Origin of the sequence: Actinomadura sp. NPDC048394, assembly GCF_040651755.1 — a bacterium.
Taxonomy (GTDB): Bacteria; Actinomycetota; Actinomycetes; order Streptosporangiales; family Streptosporangiaceae; genus Spirillospora; species Spirillospora montaniterrae.
The window spans coordinates 80,283-95,771 of the sequence record NZ_JBEZJL010000039.1; the positions used below are offsets into that span (position 1 = coordinate 80,283).

14 protein-coding genes are annotated in these 15,489 nt (G+C 73.2%); 2 read left to right on the top strand and 12 right to left on the bottom strand.

The window, feature by feature from the left end:
• Positions 1-95: 95 nt before the first annotated feature.
• Positions 96-1,658: a GMC oxidoreductase gene (locus AB0C78_RS27640; RefSeq protein ID WP_360753140.1), complete on the top strand. Its 1,563-nt coding sequence runs from the start codon at positions 96-98 to the stop codon at positions 1,656-1,658.
• A gap of 18 nt (positions 1,659-1,676) precedes the next feature.
• Here the strand turns inward: AB0C78_RS27640 and bioB are convergent, their stop codons facing one another.
• Both bioB and AB0C78_RS27650 read right to left on the bottom strand, forming a co-directional pair.
• On the bottom strand, positions 1,677-2,738 hold the full coding sequence (gene bioB / locus AB0C78_RS27645) for a biotin synthase BioB (RefSeq protein WP_360753143.1): 1,062 nt from the start codon (positions 2,736-2,738) through the stop codon (positions 1,677-1,679).
• 63 nt (positions 2,739-2,801) lie between these two features.
• Positions 2,802-4,307, bottom strand: coding sequence for a PLP-dependent aminotransferase family protein (locus AB0C78_RS27650; RefSeq protein WP_360753146.1), 1,506 nt, complete (start codon positions 4,305-4,307; stop codon positions 2,802-2,804).
• Positions 4,308-4,353: 46 nt separating this feature from the next.
• Here AB0C78_RS27650 and AB0C78_RS27655 point away from each other — a divergent pair, with 46 nt between their 5' ends.
• On the top strand, positions 4,354-5,106 hold the full coding sequence (locus tag AB0C78_RS27655; RefSeq protein ID WP_360753149.1) for a metallophosphoesterase: 753 nt from the start codon (positions 4,354-4,356) through the stop codon (positions 5,104-5,106).
• On the opposite strand, the gene AB0C78_RS27660 is transcribed toward AB0C78_RS27655, so the two are convergent.
• From AB0C78_RS27660 to AB0C78_RS27705, 10 genes are all read right to left on the bottom strand, one after another.
• Positions 5,078-5,854, bottom strand: coding sequence for an IclR family transcriptional regulator (locus tag AB0C78_RS27660; RefSeq protein ID WP_151543996.1), 777 nt, complete (start codon positions 5,852-5,854; stop codon positions 5,078-5,080). The genes AB0C78_RS27655 and AB0C78_RS27660 overlap by 29 nt on opposite strands.
• Positions 5,855-5,874: 20 nt before the next feature.
• Positions 5,875-7,344: a dihydroorotase family protein gene (locus AB0C78_RS27665; protein WP_360753152.1), complete on the bottom strand. Its 1,470-nt coding sequence runs from the start codon at positions 7,342-7,344 to the stop codon at positions 5,875-5,877.
• Between the two features lie 44 nt (positions 7,345-7,388).
• Complete coding sequence (locus tag AB0C78_RS27670) at positions 7,389-8,759, bottom strand: FAD-binding protein (protein WP_360753155.1); 1,371 nt, start codon at positions 8,757-8,759, stop codon at positions 7,389-7,391.
• Between the two features lie 73 nt (positions 8,760-8,832).
• Complete coding sequence (locus tag AB0C78_RS27675) at positions 8,833-9,480, bottom strand: aspartate/glutamate racemase family protein (RefSeq protein ID WP_360753158.1); 648 nt, start codon at positions 9,478-9,480, stop codon at positions 8,833-8,835.
• Positions 9,480-10,841, bottom strand: coding sequence for an MmgE/PrpD family protein (locus AB0C78_RS27680; RefSeq protein WP_360753161.1), 1,362 nt, complete (start codon positions 10,839-10,841; stop codon positions 9,480-9,482). The genes AB0C78_RS27675 and AB0C78_RS27680 overlap by 1 nt, the downstream gene beginning before the upstream one ends.
• Positions 10,838-11,539: an ABC transporter ATP-binding protein gene (locus AB0C78_RS27685; protein ID WP_151543993.1), complete on the bottom strand. Its 702-nt coding sequence runs from the start codon at positions 11,537-11,539 to the stop codon at positions 10,838-10,840. The genes AB0C78_RS27680 and AB0C78_RS27685 overlap by 4 nt, the downstream gene beginning before the upstream one ends.
• Positions 11,526-12,260 carry an ABC transporter ATP-binding protein gene (locus AB0C78_RS27690; RefSeq protein ID WP_360753164.1) on the bottom strand — a complete coding sequence of 245 codons (735 nt, stop codon included), beginning with the start codon at positions 12,258-12,260 and terminating at the stop codon, positions 11,526-11,528. Before AB0C78_RS27690 ends, AB0C78_RS27685 begins: the two co-directional genes overlap by 14 nt.
• A complete protein-coding gene (locus tag AB0C78_RS27695) occupies positions 12,257-13,315 on the bottom strand; it encodes a branched-chain amino acid ABC transporter permease (protein WP_360753167.1) in 1,059 nt (352 codons plus the stop codon). The genes AB0C78_RS27690 and AB0C78_RS27695 overlap by 4 nt, the downstream gene beginning before the upstream one ends.
• On the bottom strand, positions 13,312-14,295 hold the full coding sequence (locus AB0C78_RS27700; RefSeq protein WP_360753169.1) for a branched-chain amino acid ABC transporter permease: 984 nt from the start codon (positions 14,293-14,295) through the stop codon (positions 13,312-13,314). The genes AB0C78_RS27695 and AB0C78_RS27700 overlap by 4 nt, the downstream gene beginning before the upstream one ends.
• A partial coding sequence (locus AB0C78_RS27705; protein WP_360753172.1) for an ABC transporter substrate-binding protein occupies positions 14,292-15,489 on the bottom strand: 1,198 nt, incomplete at its 5' end. The genes AB0C78_RS27705 and AB0C78_RS27700, both read right to left, overlap by 4 nt.

Below are 15,489 nucleotides of genomic sequence, written 5' to 3' on the forward strand. Positions count from 1 at the left end.
AAGGCGCGCCGTGAAGTTGGTCACAGGCTTCATTACGTGCCGCGCAGGCGTGGGCGACAGTTTCCGGCAACCACCCCGAGGCCGGAGGTCTTCCCATGAGCACGCTCAGTCGCCGTTCATTCCTGCAGGTGTCCGCCGGGAGCGGGCTGGCCGTCGCGCTGGGCGGAGCGCTGGGGCGCCCGGCGTCCGCCGCCGAAAGGACGGACTACAAGGCGATCGTGGTCGGCTCCGGGTTCGGCGGGTCGATCAGCGCCTACCGGCTCGGGCAGGCCGGCGTGGACACGCTCGTCCTGGAGCGCGGCCAGGAATGGGCGACGGACCCGCAGAAGGCGGTGTTCGGGTCGCAGCTGAACTACAGCGAGAAGATGTTCTGGTTCCGCAATTACGCGGACTGGCCGATGGTGCTGCCGTTCCCGATGACGCCGTACGCGGGCGTCATGGAGGTGTCGAACGAGAAGAACCTCAACATCGCGTGCGGGGCGGGGCTCGGCGGCGGGTCGCTGGTGTACACGTGCGCGACGGTGGCGCCGCCGCAGAAGTACTTCGAGAAGCTGTTCCCGGCGGACATCACCTATCAGGAGATGACGTCGAAGTGGTACCCGAAGGTGCAGTCGGTGCTGAAGCCGAGCGTGATGCCGGACGACGTCTACGGGTCGGCGCCGTTCACGCATTCGCGGGTGTGGGACCAGCACGTCGCGAAGGCGGGCTACACGTCCGAGAAGCTCATGTCGATGTTCAACTGGGACGTCGTCCGCAAGGAGCTCGCCGGGACGGTGCGGCCGTCCGCCATCGCGGGCGAGACGGATTTCGGGTGCAGTGACGGCGCCAAGAACAGCCTGACGGTGAACTACATCCCGGCGGCGAAGGCCACCGGGAAGGTGCGGTTCCAGACGATGAGCGAGGTGCAATCGGTCGGGATCGGGACGGACGGCAGGTACCGGCTGGCCGTCCGGCATCTCGACGCCGCGGGCAAGACGCTCGACACCGTCGAGTACACCTGCGACCTGCTCTTCCTGTGCGCCGGGACGCTCAACACCAACCGGCTGCTGGTCGCGGCGCGGGAGACGGGCGCGCTGCCCGACCTCGACGCGTCGGTGGGGACGGGGTTCGGCGACAACGGCGACCAGTACGTGGGGTACAGCTACGCGGGACAGGCGGGGCCGAGCCAGGGGGCGCCGAGCGCGTCCACGTTCTTCGTGGACGGGGAGTTCGAGCTGCCGATGCGGGTGGAGAGCTGGCAGCTCATCGAGGCGCAGGGGCTGCCGATCGTCCAGACCCTCGTGATGACCGCCGATCTGGAGAACCGGGCGACGTTCGGTTACGACAAGGCGAGCAGGACGGTGAAGCTGTCCGACTTCGCGGGCAAGGCGGACGCGGCGGCGAAGTCGGCGTCGGACTGGGTGAACAAGGTGATGCACGCCAATTCCGACGCCATCCCGATCTCGGTGCGGTGGCCGGCGACGCTGACCGCGCATCCGCTGGGCGGCTGCGTGCTCGGCCGGTCGTCCGACCTGTACGGGCGAGTGAAGGGCTACAAGGGCCTGTACGCGCTGGACGGGTCGATGATCCCGGGCAGCGTCGGCGGCGCGAATCCGTCGTTCACGATCGCCGCGCTCGCGGAGCGCGGCATCGCCGACATCATCGCCAAGGCCGGCTGACGCCGCCCGGGGTCCCGGTCAGGCGTTCGGCGGCAGGGCCGTCCCGGCGCCGCGGCGGCGGACGGACACCGTCTCGGCGCGGCGGTGCTCGGGCATGCTGGGCGTCTCGGCGCCCTCCACCTCGAAGCCGAGGTCCTCGATCATCTCCAGGTCCGCCTTGCCGGCCTGGCCCTCGCTGGTCAGGTAGTCACCGAGGAAGATCGAGTTGACGACATGCAGGGCGAGCGGCTGCAGGCTGCGCAGGTGGATCTCGCGGCCGCCGGCGAGCCGGACCTCCGCGTCCGGGTGGACGAACCGGACCATCGCGAGGATGCGCAGGCAGCGCTGCGGGGTGAGCGCCCACCGCTCGGCGAGCGGGGTGCCGTCGAACGGGATGAGGAAGTTGACGGGGACCGAGTCCACGTCGAGGTCGCGGAGCGCGAACGCGACGTCGACGAGGTCCTCGTCGGTCTCCCCCATCCCGGCGATCAGGCCGGAGCACGGGGACAGGCCCGCGTCCTTGGACTTCTGGACGGTGTCCTGCCGGTCGCTGAAGTCGTGGGTGGTGCAGATGTCGCCGTACACGCCCTCGGAGGTGTTGAGGTTGTGGTTGTAGGCGTGGGCGCCGGCCTCCGCGAGCCGCTCGCCCTGGCCGTCGCGGAGCAGGCCGAGGCAGGCGCAGATCTCCACGTCACCGCGCTCCTTGATCGCGGCGATGGTGTCGGCGACGCGCTCGACGTCGCGGTCGGACGGGCCGCGGCCGCTCGCGACCAGGCAGACGCGCTTGGCGCCCGCCGCCATCCCCGCGGCGGCGGCGTCGGCGGCCTCCTCGGGCTTCAGCCAGGTGTACTTGAGGACGTCGGCCTTCGAGCCGAGCCGCTGCGAGCAGTACGAGCAGTCCTCGGGGCACAGCCCGGACTTGAGGTTGACCAGGTAGTTCAGCTTGACCCGGCGGCCGAACCAGTGCCGGCGGACGCGGCCGGCGGCGGCCACCACGTCGAGGATGTCGTCGTCGGACGTCGCCAGCACCGCCAGCGCCTCGTCCCGCGTCGGCGGCTCGCGCCGCAGTCCCTTGCCGGCCAGGGTCTCGAGAAGGCTCATGACAGACGATCCTTGCAGAAGGCCCCCGCCGTGTTGATGAGCAGGTCCGACAAACCGGACCGATCAGGCTTTGTATCGCAGGACCGAGCAGAGCGCGTCGAGCGCGGCGGGGTAGCCGGACTGGAGCGGGGTGCTGTAGCCGACGACGAGGCCGGGCGGGCGCCCGTCCGGCCGCTGCCAGAACTCGCCGAGCGGCTGCAGCGCGAGGCCGCGCGCCGCCGCCCGCGCCATGACCTCGTCCTCGCCGGGGCCGTCGTCCGGGAGCAGGACGAGGGCGTGCAGCCCGGCCGCGACGCCCAGCACCCGGACGTGCGGCGCCCGCCGCCGCAGCGCCTCGACCAGCGCGTCCCGGCGGCGCCGGTATCGCAGCCGGGCGGCGCGCACGTGCCGGTCGTAGGCGTGCCCGGTGATCAGGTCGGCGAGGACGAGCTGCCCGAGCGAGGGGGTGTGCGCGTCGGCGAGGCGCTTGGCCTCCGCGACGGGCTCGACCAGGGCGGCGGGCAGCACCAGCCAGGCCAGCCGCAGCGCCGGGGCGAGGGTCTTGGACGCGGTGCCCGCGTAGACGACGTGGCCGGGCGCGGTGCCCTGCAGCGAGCCGACGGGCTGGCGGTCGTAGCGGAACTCGCCGTCGTAGTCGTCCTCGACGACGAGCCCGCCGGTGTCGCGCGCCCAGGCGGCAGCGGCGCGGCGGCGGCCGGGGGCGAGCGTGGCGCCGGACGGGTACTGGTGCGCCGGGGTGAGCACCAACGCGCCGGCGTCCATGGGCAGGTCGGCGCGGGCGCCGAGGCCGTCCACCGGCAGCGGGACGATCCGGAGCCCGGCCCGGGCGACGATCATGCGGTGGTACGGGTGGCCGGGCTCCTCCATCGCGACGGCGGACGTCCCGGCGTCGCCGAGGACCCGGGCGAGCAGGCCGAGCCCCTGCGCGTACCCGGAGGTGATCACGATCCGGCCGGGGTCGGCGTCGACGCCCCGGACGCGCCGCAGGTAACCGGCGAGCGCGGCGCGCAGCTCGGGCCGCCCGCGCGGGTCGCTGAGCGCGTGCACCTCCGGGCCCGCCGTGGTCAGCACGCGGCGCGTCGAGCGCAGCCAGGCCGACGCGGGGAACGTGCCGAGGTCGGGACGGCCGGGCCGCAGGTCGTGCGCGACCGTCCCGGCGGTCGCCCACGAACCGGCCCACACGGGCCCGCCGGACGGAGCGGGCGCGGACGGCTCGGGCGCGAGCTTCCCAGGCACGGCGTTCCCGGGCGCGGGCGCCTCGGGCTCGGCGGAACGAACCTCGGCGGAATGAACCTCGGCGGGGCGGACCTCGGCGACCCGGGTCGCGGCGCCCTGGCGGGCCGTCAGGTAGCCCTCGGCGATCAGCTGGTCGTAGGCGGCCGTCACGGTGCCCCGCGAGACGCCGAGCTGGGCGGCGAGGGCGCGCGTCGACGGGACGACCGCGCCCGGCACGAGGCGCCCCGTCCGGACCGCGTCGCGGAGGGCGCGTTCGAGGGCGTCCCGCCGCCCGCCGGACGGGTCGAGCTCCAGATGCAGGTCGACTCCCGAACTGGTCCAGTCTTCCGCCATGGAACTGGATCTTAAGGTTGGTCCGGTCGCGCCCTAGATTCGCGGCATGATCACTTTCGCGCAGCTCAGCGACACCCACCTCGACGGCGGGCAGCGCGCCGGCGAACGCGCCCGCCGCGTCATGCGCCACCTGGACGGACTGCCGCTCGACGCCGTCCTCGTCACCGGGGACATCGCCGACCACGGCGCGCCCGCCGAGTACGAGGAGGCCCGCGAGGTCCTCCGGTCGCCGCACCCCGTGCTGACCTGCCCGGGCAACCACGACAGGCGGGAGCCGTTCCGGAAGGCGCTGCTCGGCGAGGAGCGGTCCGGCGCTCCGGTCGACCGGGTGCACGAGGTCGGGGGCGCGGTCTTCGCCATGTGCGACTCGTCCGTCCCTGGGGAGGACCACGGCTTCCTCGCCGACGACACCCTCGAATGGCTGGACGGCGTGCTCGGCGAACGTCGCGAGGCACCGGCCTTCGTCTGCTTCCACCACCCGCCGGTGACGCTCGGCGTCCCGTACGTCGACGGGATCCGGCTGTTCGGGGCGGAACGGCTCGCCGCCGTGCTCGACCGGCACCCGCAGGTGGTGGCGGTGCTGTGCGGGCACGCGCACACGGCGGCGGCCACCACATTCGCCGGACGGCCGCTGCTGGTGGCGCCGGGGGTCGTCTCCACGATCCGGCTCCCCGGGCAGGACGGCCCCATCGCCGACTACGAGGCGCCGCCCGGCGTCGCGTTCCACACGCTGGACGACGAGCGGCGCCTCACGACCCACTACCGGGCGGTCACCGGTGGGTCGTCCACGTCCGCGTGATCTCCTCGGCGGCGTCGCGGACGAGCGCCCGGTACCGGTCGACGGCCTCCGGGGTGAAGCGGTGCCGGGGGCCGCAGACGCTGATCGAGCCGTGCACCTCGCCGTCCGGGCCGAACAGCGGCGCGGCGACCGACCCGGCGTCGGCCTGCCGCTCCCCCAGCGAGACGCCGACGCCGTCGCGGGCCGTCTCGGCGAGCTGCGCGCGCAGCGCCGCCACGTCGGTGACGGTGCCGGGGGTCAGCGCGGCCAGCGGGCGGGCCAGCAGCGCCTCGCGGCGCTCCTCGGGCAGGAAGGCGAGGATCACCTTGCCCGAGGAGCCCGCGTGCAGCGGGAACCGGCGGCCGACCTCGACGGTCATCTTGACCTCGTGCGGGCTCTCGAACTGGTCGAGGTAGACCCGCTCGTCGGCGACGAGCCCGGACAGCGTCGTCGTCTCGCCGGTCTCGTCGCGCAGCCGGCGCAGCACCGGCGCGGCGGCGTTGCGGACGTTGAACCGGCGCAGCGCGCTGACGCCGAGCGCGACGGCGGCGGGCCCGAGCCGGTACCCGCCGGGGTCGGCCTCCAGCATCTCCCGCGACACCAGCGACTGCAGGATGCGGTGCACGACGGCCTTGGAGATGCCGAGCTCCCGGCTGATCGCGCTGACGCCGAGGTACTGCGGCCCCCCGGCGAACAGCAGCAGCACGTCGGCGACGCGGCCGGCCACCTCCGTGCCGGACGACTGCCGTTCCGCGGTCTGGTTGGTCACCCGATGATCCTAGGGAGCCGTCAGCGGCCGCGCCGCAGGTACTTGCCGACCGGGTCGCCGAGCACCTCGCCGCCGGAGTACACGTGGTTGCCGCGCACGAACGTGTCGGTGACCTTCGCGGTCATCGGGAAGCCCTCGAACGGGGTGTACTCCTGCGTGGACTCCGAGTCGGCGGCGCGGACCGTCCAGGACACGTCCGGGTCGACCAGCGCGATGTCGGCGTCGTAGCCCTCGGCGATGGTGCCCTTGGTGAGCAGGCCGTAGCGGCGGGCCGGGTTCCACGAGGTCAGCTGCGCGACGCGCTGCAGCGGCAGCCCGCGCTTAACGCCCTCGCCGACCAGGCCGGGCAGCAGGTACTCGGCGCCGCCGAACCCGGACTTGGCGAGGAAGATGTCGTCGCGGTCGGCGCCGAACTTCATCTCGTCGCGGCAGCAGGCGTGGTCGCTGACGACCCAGTCGACCTCGCCGGCGAGGACGTGCCGCCAGAGCGCCTCGACGTCCTCGCGGTCGCGCAGCGGCGGGTTGACCTTGCCGCCCAGGCCGTGCGCGGTGTCGACGTCGGCGAGCAGGTGCCCGATGGTGACCTCGCGGCGGAAGTCGATGTGCGGGAACGCCGACGCCATGGTCAGCGCCGCCGACAGCGCCTTCTCCGACGACAGGTGCAGCAGGTTGATGTTCGGCAGGCCCGTCTCGTGCGCGAGGTAGGAGGCGATGGTGACGGCGAGGCCCTCGGAGTGCGGCGGGCGCGAGGCGCTGTAGGCGCGCAGGCCGGTGAGCTTGCCCTCCTTCTCGACCATCTTGGTGTACGCCGTCATGATCTCGGCGGTCTCGCAGTGCAGCGACAGCGAGATGTGGTCGGCGTAGTCCGACAGCTGCTCACGGGCCTTCTGGATGCCGCGCATGACGAACTCGAAGTGCGCGATGTCGTACCGCTCGTCCGGCGGCGTCATCAGGAACTCGCTCTGGCTGGTGGAGCGGCCGTGCAGCCCGTGGCTGCCGTAGAACATGAAGATCTTGAACGAGGTGACGCCGTGCTCCTCGACGAGGTAGGGGATCTCGTCGATGTGCTCGGCCATCATCGGCGCCAGGTGGAACGCGTAGTCGACGTAGGCGTTGCCGTTCGCGGCGCTCAGCACCTCGGGGAAGAACTCGCGGTACGGGCCGCCCTTGTTCAGGTAGTACTGCCCGGTGCGCATGTAGGTCAGCGACGTGGTGACGCCGCCCTGCGCGCTGGCGCGGCTCTCCGAACGGGTGTCGGTCGCAAGCTCGTTGTAGATGCCCCAGTGCTGGTGGGCGTCCACCACGCCGGGGAACGCCAGCTTGCCGCCGCCGTCCACCACCGTCGCGGCATCGTCATCGGGCAGGTCGGGCGCAAGGCGGACGATGGTGCCGTCGTTGACGGCGATGTCGAGGCGCTCGGGCTCGGCGCCCTCGGGGGCGTCGGGGCGGACCACCCGCACGTTCTTCAGCAGCAGCTCGGTCGTGGCCAATTCATCTCTCCTCAGTGTCGTGGGGTGGTCGGCGTTCGAAAGGGTCAGGGGGTGGGGCGGCGGCGCGCGACGTCGCCGGCCGCGAGGTAGGCGAGCCCGAAGGCGGGCAGCAGGCCGTTGCCGGGCAGGTAGCCGTCGGCGCCGTGGCCGGAGATCCCGGCCGCCGCGCCGCCCGCCGCGTACAGGCCGGGGATGGGGCGGTCGTCGTGGTCGACGACGGCGGCGTCCTCGTTGACGATCAGCCCGCCCTGCGTGTGGAACAGCGCCGGGACGACCCGGACGGCCGCGTACGGCGCCGCGAGCGGGCGCTCCCAGTTCGTGCGGCCGTGCTCGTCGGCGCGCTCGCCGCGCGCGACGGCGGCGGCGGTCTCCATCTCGGCGGCGAGGGCGTCGGCGGGCAGGCCGGTGGCCTTGGCGAGGGCGCCGGCGTCGTCGGCCCAGACCAGCACGCCCGACTCGACGGTGTCGCGGAAGTCCTTGAACGGCTCGCACTGGTGGAAGATCGTCTCGTCCAGGACGATCCAGCCGGTCGCGCCGGGACGGGCGGCCAGCTCCGCGGCGTACTCGGAGTAGCCGCGGGTCTCGTTGCCGAACCGGCGGCCTTCGAGATCCACCATGATCGCGCCGTGGATGATCGTCGCCCAGCCGACGAGGGTGCCCGCGCCGGCGGCGACGGCGCCGTGCCCCTGGTAGGCGTCCAGGTAGCCGGTGGCCGCGCCGAGGCCGCCGCCGATCCGCAGCGCGTCGCCGAGCGACTGGTCGCTGCCCTGGTAGAGGGCGTCCGCGATCTCCGGGAGGTGGCGGCGGACGAGGTCGCTGTCCGCGCCGAACCCGTTGGTGGCGAGCAGCACCGCCCGGGTCGGGATCTCCTCCTCCGTCCCGTCCGGGTACCGGACGACGGCCGCGCGGACGGCCCCGTCCCCGCCCGTCGTCACGTTGGTGAGCTTCGCGGGGACGAGCAGGTCGATGTTCGGGTGCGCGCGGGCGCGGCGGGCCAGATGGTCGATCACGCTGGAGCCGTGCCGTCCGGGGACGGAGTGGCAGCGGGTGACGGAGTGGCCCGGGTAGTTGAAGTCGGTGACCAGGTCGAGCGGCAGCTCCACCGAGTCGGCGAGCCACTCGACCAGCGGCCCGCTGACCTGCGCGAGCGTGCGGGCGAGCCGGGCGTCGGCCTTGCCCTTGGTCTTGGCCATGATGTCGTCGACGAACCGGGCGGGCGAGTCGTCCACGCCCTGCTCGGCCTGCCAGCGCGAGCCCGCGCCGGGGAACATCGCCGTGGACATCGAGGTGTTGTTGCCGCGCCGGAAATGCTCGCTGGACTCCACGACGACCACGCTCAGGCCCAGCTCGGCGGCGCGCAGCGCCCCGGCGAGGCCGCCGCCGGCGCCCGCCACGACGAGATCGATGTCGGTCATGCGCACCTCCTGCGGGGGGACGACCCCCCGCACCCCCCGGCAAGAACGGCGATCATGCCCTCGCTTCGCTCGGTCATGACGCCCTCCCGGCGACGAGGACCCGCAGCGCGAGGGCGGTCGGGTCGACGACCTCCGCCCGGAACCGGCCTTCCTCGACGTCCACGGCGGAGCAGCCGTTGATCACGGCGGCGGCGCCCTGCGCGGCGAGCGCGTCGACCGCCGCGCCGAGCGCGGCGTTCCACGTCTCGCCCTCGGCGACGGCGTCGAACGGCAGTTCCAGCACGGCGATCCCGGCGACGTAGGCGTCCAGCCCGTAGGCCTTGAGGCGGCGGCCCAGCTCCGCGCCGATCGCCTCGTTCCGCACCACGGCCCCGAAACGGACATTCTTCGCAGCAAGCGCCATGCTACTCAGCTTCAGCAGCCCGTTGACCGGAACGCGCTGGTCAGACGGCCCGTCCGGGACGGCCGGGTCCAGCACGCAGTCGGGGAAGACGACGTCCCAGGCCGCGTCCGGCTCGGCCACGGCGGCGGCCAGGGCGGCGGCGACCTCGCGCTCGGAGACCCGGACCGACTCCTCGTCGTCCAGCGATCCGGGGGCGCCGGGCCCGACGTCGCGCAGCTCGATCGTCAGTCCGGGCGGGGCGAGCCGGTCGTAGCGGGCCTGCCGCCGCGTGATCTCCTCCGGCGGCAGGTGGATCGGCGTCACGGACAGTGCGCGCATCAACTCGGCTCCTTCTCGGCGGTGTCGTCGGCCAGCCCGCGCAGCGCGCCGCCGACGCGGGCCAGTTCGGGCAGGTCGCGGGCGACCGCGGCGGCGCGGTCGACCAGGGCGGCGCGGCCCGGCAGCCACGCCTTCAGCATCCGGATCACGTCCGGCTCGGAGAGCGGCTCGTGGTCGGCGTCGCCGACCGGGTTCGGCTGCTCGCGGGTGAGGGACGTGCCGTCGTCCAGCTCGATCGTCACGCGGGCGGCGCGCTCGGCGGGCAGCCGCGCGGTCAGGTCGTCGGCCGCGACGAGGCGGACGCGGCGGGCGAGGTCCCGCAGCGCCGGGTCACCGAGGCGGGCGGCGTCGGAGGCGCGTGGCCCGACCTCGCCTTCCAGCAGCGCGGTGGCGACGACGAACGGGGTGGAGAACATCGCCGACAGCCGGTTGTCCCATTCGGGCGACCCGAGCCCGGCGCCGAGCGCGTGCGTCTCGACGAGGATCCGGCTGATCCGGGACGGGTCGAGGCCCGCGCGCAGCGGCAGCACCGCGTCGGCGGCCGGGTGGGTGAACGAGCAGGACGCGTGCCGCTTGAAGTAGCCGCGGGTGATGTCCCACCGGTCGCCGAGCCCGTCCGTCAGCTCGGCGGCGTCGAACCCGCCGAGCAGGTCGCCGAGCGAGCCGCCCGCCGTGCCGGTGTTGCGGGCGAGCCCGGCGGCCGCCATCCGCGCCGCGACCAGGCCGGACATGTTGGACGCGCCCATCCACGCGTCCCGGACCGGGTTCCCGTCCGTCGCGGACGAGAAGTGGCCGGCGATCGGCAGCCCGGCGCCGGTGTCGATCGCCGCGGCGGTCGCCTCGGGGCCGAGGCCCAGCAGCCGCGCGCATCCGGCGGCAGCGCCGGCCACGCCCCAGCTCCCGTGCGGGTGCGCGCCCGGCCGCAGCGAGGTCGCGCGCCCGAACCGGGACGCGACCTCGTAGGCGGCCAGCAGCGCGGCGGCCGTGTCCGGGCCCGTCGCGTCGATCTCGGCCGCCAGCGCCAGCACGGCGGGGAACCCGTGCGCCGCCGGATGCCCCTTGGCGTACTTGTTGCCCTCATCCAGCTCCAGCGAGACCAGCGCCATCGCGTTCAGCCAGGCCGCGGCGTCGACGGTGACGGCCCGGCCAGCACCGATCAGCGGGGCGGGGCCGTCCGGAGCGTTCCACGCCGTCCGCAGGGCGGCCTGCTCGTCCAGCGCCGCGCCGAGCGCGGTGACGCCGAAGACGTCCAGCAGGACGAGCGAGAGCCGGTCGAGCACGGGGCGCGGAACGTCGGCCGCGGCGAGCCCGGCGGCCCACTCCCCCAGCCGCGCCGTCGCCTCCTTCGCTTCTTCGTTCACAGTCCCAGGTAGGCCTTCCTGACCTCGGCGGATCCGGCCAGCTCGGCGCCCGTCCCGTGCAGCACCGTCGAGCCGCTCTCCAGCACGTAGGCGCGGTCGGCGATGCCGAGCGCCTGCTTGGCGTTCTGCTCGACGAGCAGCACCGACACCCCGGTGTCGCGGATCGCCTTGACCGCGTCGAGCACGGCCCAGGTGAGCTTGGGCGACAGGCCGGTGGACGGCTCGTCCAGCATCAGCAGCTTCGGGCGGGCCATCAGCGCGCGGCCGATCGCGAGCATCTGCTGCTGCCCGCCGGAGAACGTCTGCGCGACCGTGGAGCGGCGCTCGGCGAGCACGGGGAACAGCGCGAACACCTCGCGCATGTCCTTGTCGACCTCGGCGGCGGGCCGCGTCCAGGCGCCCATCCGCAGGTTCTCCTCGACGGTGAGCGTGCCGAACAGCGCCCGGTCCTCGGGGACGTGCACCAGGCCGTCGCGGACGAGCTGGTCGGGGCGGCGGCCCGCGGTGGACGCGCCGCCGAACGTGATCGTCCCGGACGTCGCGCGGAGCTGCCCGCAGACGGCCCGCAGGGTGGTCGTCTTGCCCGCGCCGTTCGCGCCGACCAGCGCGACGATCTCGCCCGCGCCGACCTCCAGGTCGATCTCGTGCAGGATCTGCATCCGGCCGTAGCCGGCGCAGAGCTTGTCAATCCTCAGCATCGCCGGGCTCCTCTCCGAGGTAGGCCTCGATCACGCGCGGGTCGGAGGTGACCTGCTCGGCGGAGCCGGTGGCCAGCACCTGCCCCTGGTCGAGGACGAGCACCCGGTCCGACAGCCGCATGACGGCGGCCATGATGTGCTCGATGAACAGCAGCGTCGTGCCGTCCTCCTCGCGCAACGCGGCGAGCAGGTCGAGGACGGGTTCGCGCTCGGCGGGGACGAGGCCGGCGAGTACCTCGTCCAGGAGCAGCACCTTCGGCCGCATCGCGAGGGCGCGGGCCAGTTCGAGGCGCTTGAGCCCGGCGGTCGGCAGCTCGGTCGCGGGACGGTGCGCCCACGGCCCTAGGCCGACGCGCTCCACCACGTCCATCGCCTCGCCGCGCAGCTTGCGCAGCGGCTGCCGGCGGTGCTGCGCGGCCAGGCCGACGTTCTCCAGGACGCTCATGCTCCCGAACGGACGCATGAGCTGGAACGTGCGGACCATGCCGGCGCGGGCGATCCGGTGCGGCGCCGCGCCGGTGACGTCCTTGCGGCCGAACACGACCCGGCCGGTGTCGGGCGCGATCGCGCCGCTGATCACGTTGAACAGGGTGGTCTTCCCGGCGCCGTTCGGGCCGATGATGCCGAGGATCTCCCCCGGCTCCACCTCGAACCCGACCTCCGACAGGGCGCGCAGCCCCCGGAAGTCCTTGCCGACGCCGTCGACGTCCAGCAGCTTCACCGCCGCCACCTCGCTTGGATCGTGCCGACGATGCCCTTCGGCAGCACCCGGACGATGAGGATCAGCAGGACCGCGTAGAGCGCGACGTCCAGGCCGCTGCGGCCCTGCAGGAAGTTCAGGAAGTCCGGCGGCGTGCGCAGCAGCGTCGCCGTCAGGTCCGACAGCGACCCGAGGATGATCGCGCCGACGACCGGGCCCCAGATCGTGCCGATCCCGCCGATCACCACGGTCGCGATCGCCTGGATCGACACCGACGAGCCGAACGCCAGGTCCGGGTTCACGAACAGGTAGTACTGCGTGTAGAAGGCGCCGGCGACCGCGGTGATCGCCGCCGACAGCGCGACCGTCGCCAGCTTGTAGCGCATCACGGGGGTGCCGAGCGCGGCGGCCGCGACCTCGTCGTCGCGGATCGCGGTGACGTAGCGTCCCGTCCGCGAGTGCAGGAACAGGATGCTGACCAGCGCGGCGATCCCGGCGAGCGCGAGCGCGACCCAGAAGTAGGCGGGCGAGTCCGCGGCGAACTGGATCTTCCAGAGCGAGGAGCCCTGGATCAGCGGGACGCTGAACCCGACGGCCTTGTTGGTGAAGTCGGTCGTCGTCGCGATCAGCCGGAGCATCTCGGCGAACGCGAACGTCGCGAGGGCGAAGTAGGCGCCGCGCAGCCTGTAGCGGAACGCGAAGTACCCGATGACCACGGCGACGACGGCGGCGACCGCCATCCCCGCCAGCATCCCGATCCAGGGCGACACGTCGTGCTTCACCAGCAGGTACGCGCTGGTGTAGGCGCCGAGCCCGAAGAACGCGGCGTGCCCGAAGCTGAACATCCCGCCGAACCCGCTCATCACGTTCCAGCCGATGGCCATCAGCAGGAAGATCAGGATGCGGACCGCGACCGCGCCCATCGCGGGCGGCAGCACCAGCGGCAGCGGGATCGCGACGACCAGCAGCACCGCGAGGACGATCAGCTGCCGGTTCTGCGGGCGCAGCGGCGGCGCCTTGACCGGGCGGACCGCGCCGCCCGTCTCCCGGCCGCCCGCGATGGTGATGCCGCTCATGACTTCCTCCCGAAGAGGCCCTCGGGCCGCAGGAACAGCACGACCAGGAACACGACGAACACCCCGAGCAGCGAGCTCTGCCCGCCCATGTAGATGGTGGTGAGCTGCTCGACCAGCCCGATCAGCAGGCCGCCGACCAGCGCGCCCGCGACGTTGCCCATCCCGCCGAGCACCACCACCACGAACGCGGTGATGTTGAACTGGTCGCCGAGCGTCGGCGTCACGGTGACCAGCGGCGCGGCCAGCACGGCGGCGGCGCCGGCGCAGGCCGTCCCGATGGCGAACGTGAGGGTGTGGACGCGGCGGACGTTCACGCCGACCAGCTCCGCGCCCTGCCCGTTCGCCGCGACCGCGCGGATCGCGGTGCCGAACCGGGTGCGGCGCAGCAGGTAGAACAGCACTGCGCCGATCAGGATCGCGCCGATGAACGCGTACAGCCGGCCGCCGGTCACCACCGCGCCGAACAGCGAGAACTGGAAGTCGCCGGGCAGCGCGACGGTCTTGGGCTCGGCGCCGAAGAACATCAGCAGCCCGTTCTCCAGCAGCAGCGACAGCCCGAGGGTGATCAGCAGCTGGTTCTCCAGCGTCGCGCCGCCCGAGCCGCTGAGCAGGCCGCGGTGCACGACCGCGCCGATCAGGAACAGCGCCGGCACCGCGATGACGAGGGTGAGGTAGGGGTGCAGGCCCGTGCCCTGCACCACCCCGAAGGCGATGAACATCGCGACGGCGAGCAGGGCGCCGTGCGCGAAGTTGACGATGTCCAGCACGCCGAAGATCAGCGTGAGGCCCATCGCGACGAGCCCGTACAGGCCGCCGGTCAGCAGGCCGGTCACCACCGACTGCCAGACGACCAGGCCGCTGCCGGACCGGATCAGCGCGACCACGATGGCGATCGCGACCAGGCCGCCGGTCAGGGCGGCGCGCTTGAGGAGGGGGCCGCTCAGCGCGGCCGCGCGGAAGTTCGCAGTTGTGTCGCTCATGGCCGCCACGTCACCGAGTAGTTGGGCTGGGATTCGGCCTTGTCCTGGGGATAGACCTGCTTGATCTGCCCGTTCTGCACCTGCATGAGGACGGGCAGCGCGTTCTTGTTGTCGCCGTTCGGCGCGAAGGCGATCGGCCCGGTGCCGACGGTCAGCGGTTGCACCTGCGACGCCGCGATCGCGGCGCGGACCTTCTCCGGGTCGGTGCTCGCCGCCCGCTCCACGCCCTGTGCGATCACCTGGACGGCGTCGTAGGCGAGGACGGCGCCGGTCCGCATCGGCGCGCCGTACCGCTTCTGGTACTCGGCGCGCAGCCGCACCGTCGCGGGGTTCTTCGCGTCGTAGTGGTAGTTGGTGCTGAAGTAGCGCTCGCCGAGCGCGCCGACGTCGCTGACGAACTTCGGCTGGTCGAACGCGCCGTCCGACACGCCCCACACCGCGTTCAGGTTCGGCTTGACCGCGTTGATCGCCTTGGCGGCGAGGAGCCCGTCGCGGTAGTAGCCGGCGACGGCGAGCACGTCCGCGCCGGACGCCTTGACCTGGGTGATCTGCGCGGTGAGGTCGGACGCGGTCACCGCGTCGTAGCTGATGTTCGGGCCCATCTGGATGCCGAGCCTCTTCGCCGCCTTCGCGAACGCCTCGGCAGCGCCGGTGCCGAAGTCGGTCTGCTCGTGCAGGAACGCCACCTTCTTGACGGGCTTGCCCGCCTTCTCGGAGACCTCCTTGAGGTAGCGGGCCGCCGCGCCCGCGATCGCCGCGCTGCCCGGCTGCACCCGGAACGAGTACTTGTAGCCGTGCGAGAAGATCGCGTCCGACGCGGTCACGTCCATGACGAACGGGACGCGGTTGCGCTCGGCGACGACGGACACGTTCGTGCTGACCGCGCTCTGGTAGGTGCCGACGAGGCCGACCGCGCCCTCGGAGATGAGGCGCTGGGCCTCGCTCTGGCCGACCTCCGCCTTGCCCTGGGTGTCGCCGGTTTCCAGCTTCACCTTGCGGCCGCCGAGGGACTTGATGCCGCCGGCGGCGTTGATGGCCTCGACGGCCATCTGCGCGCCGCGCCGCATCTGCTGGCCGTCGACCGCGTTCGCGCCGCTGACCGGGTGCAGGGCGCCGATCCTCACCGGGCCGCTGTCGCGGCCCGCCGCGGCCCCGGGGGGGCCGGCCGGGGCCGGGCGGTCGGGGGTGGCCCCG

Bases quoted from the DNA above. Each gene is read 5' to 3' on its own strand.
- AB0C78_RS27640 (WP_360753140.1), top strand. From the start codon at position 96: ATGAGCACGCTCAGTCGCCGTTCATTCCTGCAGGTGTCCGCCGGGAGC.
- bioB (WP_360753143.1), bottom strand. From the start codon at position 2,738: ATGAGCCTTCTCGAGACCCTGGCCGGCAAGGGACTGCGGCGCGAGCCG.
- AB0C78_RS27650 (WP_360753146.1), bottom strand. From the start codon at position 4,307: ATGGCGGAAGACTGGACCAGTTCGGGAGTCGACCTGCATCTGGAGCTC.
- AB0C78_RS27655 (WP_360753149.1), top strand. From the start codon at position 4,354: ATGATCACTTTCGCGCAGCTCAGCGACACCCACCTCGACGGCGGGCAG.
- AB0C78_RS27670 (WP_360753155.1), bottom strand. From the start codon at position 8,759: ATGACCGACATCGATCTCGTCGTGGCGGGCGCCGGCGGCGGCCTCGCC.
- AB0C78_RS27675 (WP_360753158.1), bottom strand. From the start codon at position 9,480: ATGCGCGCACTGTCCGTGACGCCGATCCACCTGCCGCCGGAGGAGATC.
- AB0C78_RS27685 (WP_151543993.1), bottom strand. From the start codon at position 11,539: ATGCTGAGGATTGACAAGCTCTGCGCCGGCTACGGCCGGATGCAGATC.
- AB0C78_RS27695 (WP_360753167.1), bottom strand. From the start codon at position 13,315: ATGAGCGGCATCACCATCGCGGGCGGCCGGGAGACGGGCGGCGCGGTC.
- AB0C78_RS27700 (WP_360753169.1), bottom strand. From the start codon at position 14,295: ATGAGCGACACAACTGCGAACTTCCGCGCGGCCGCGCTGAGCGGCCCC.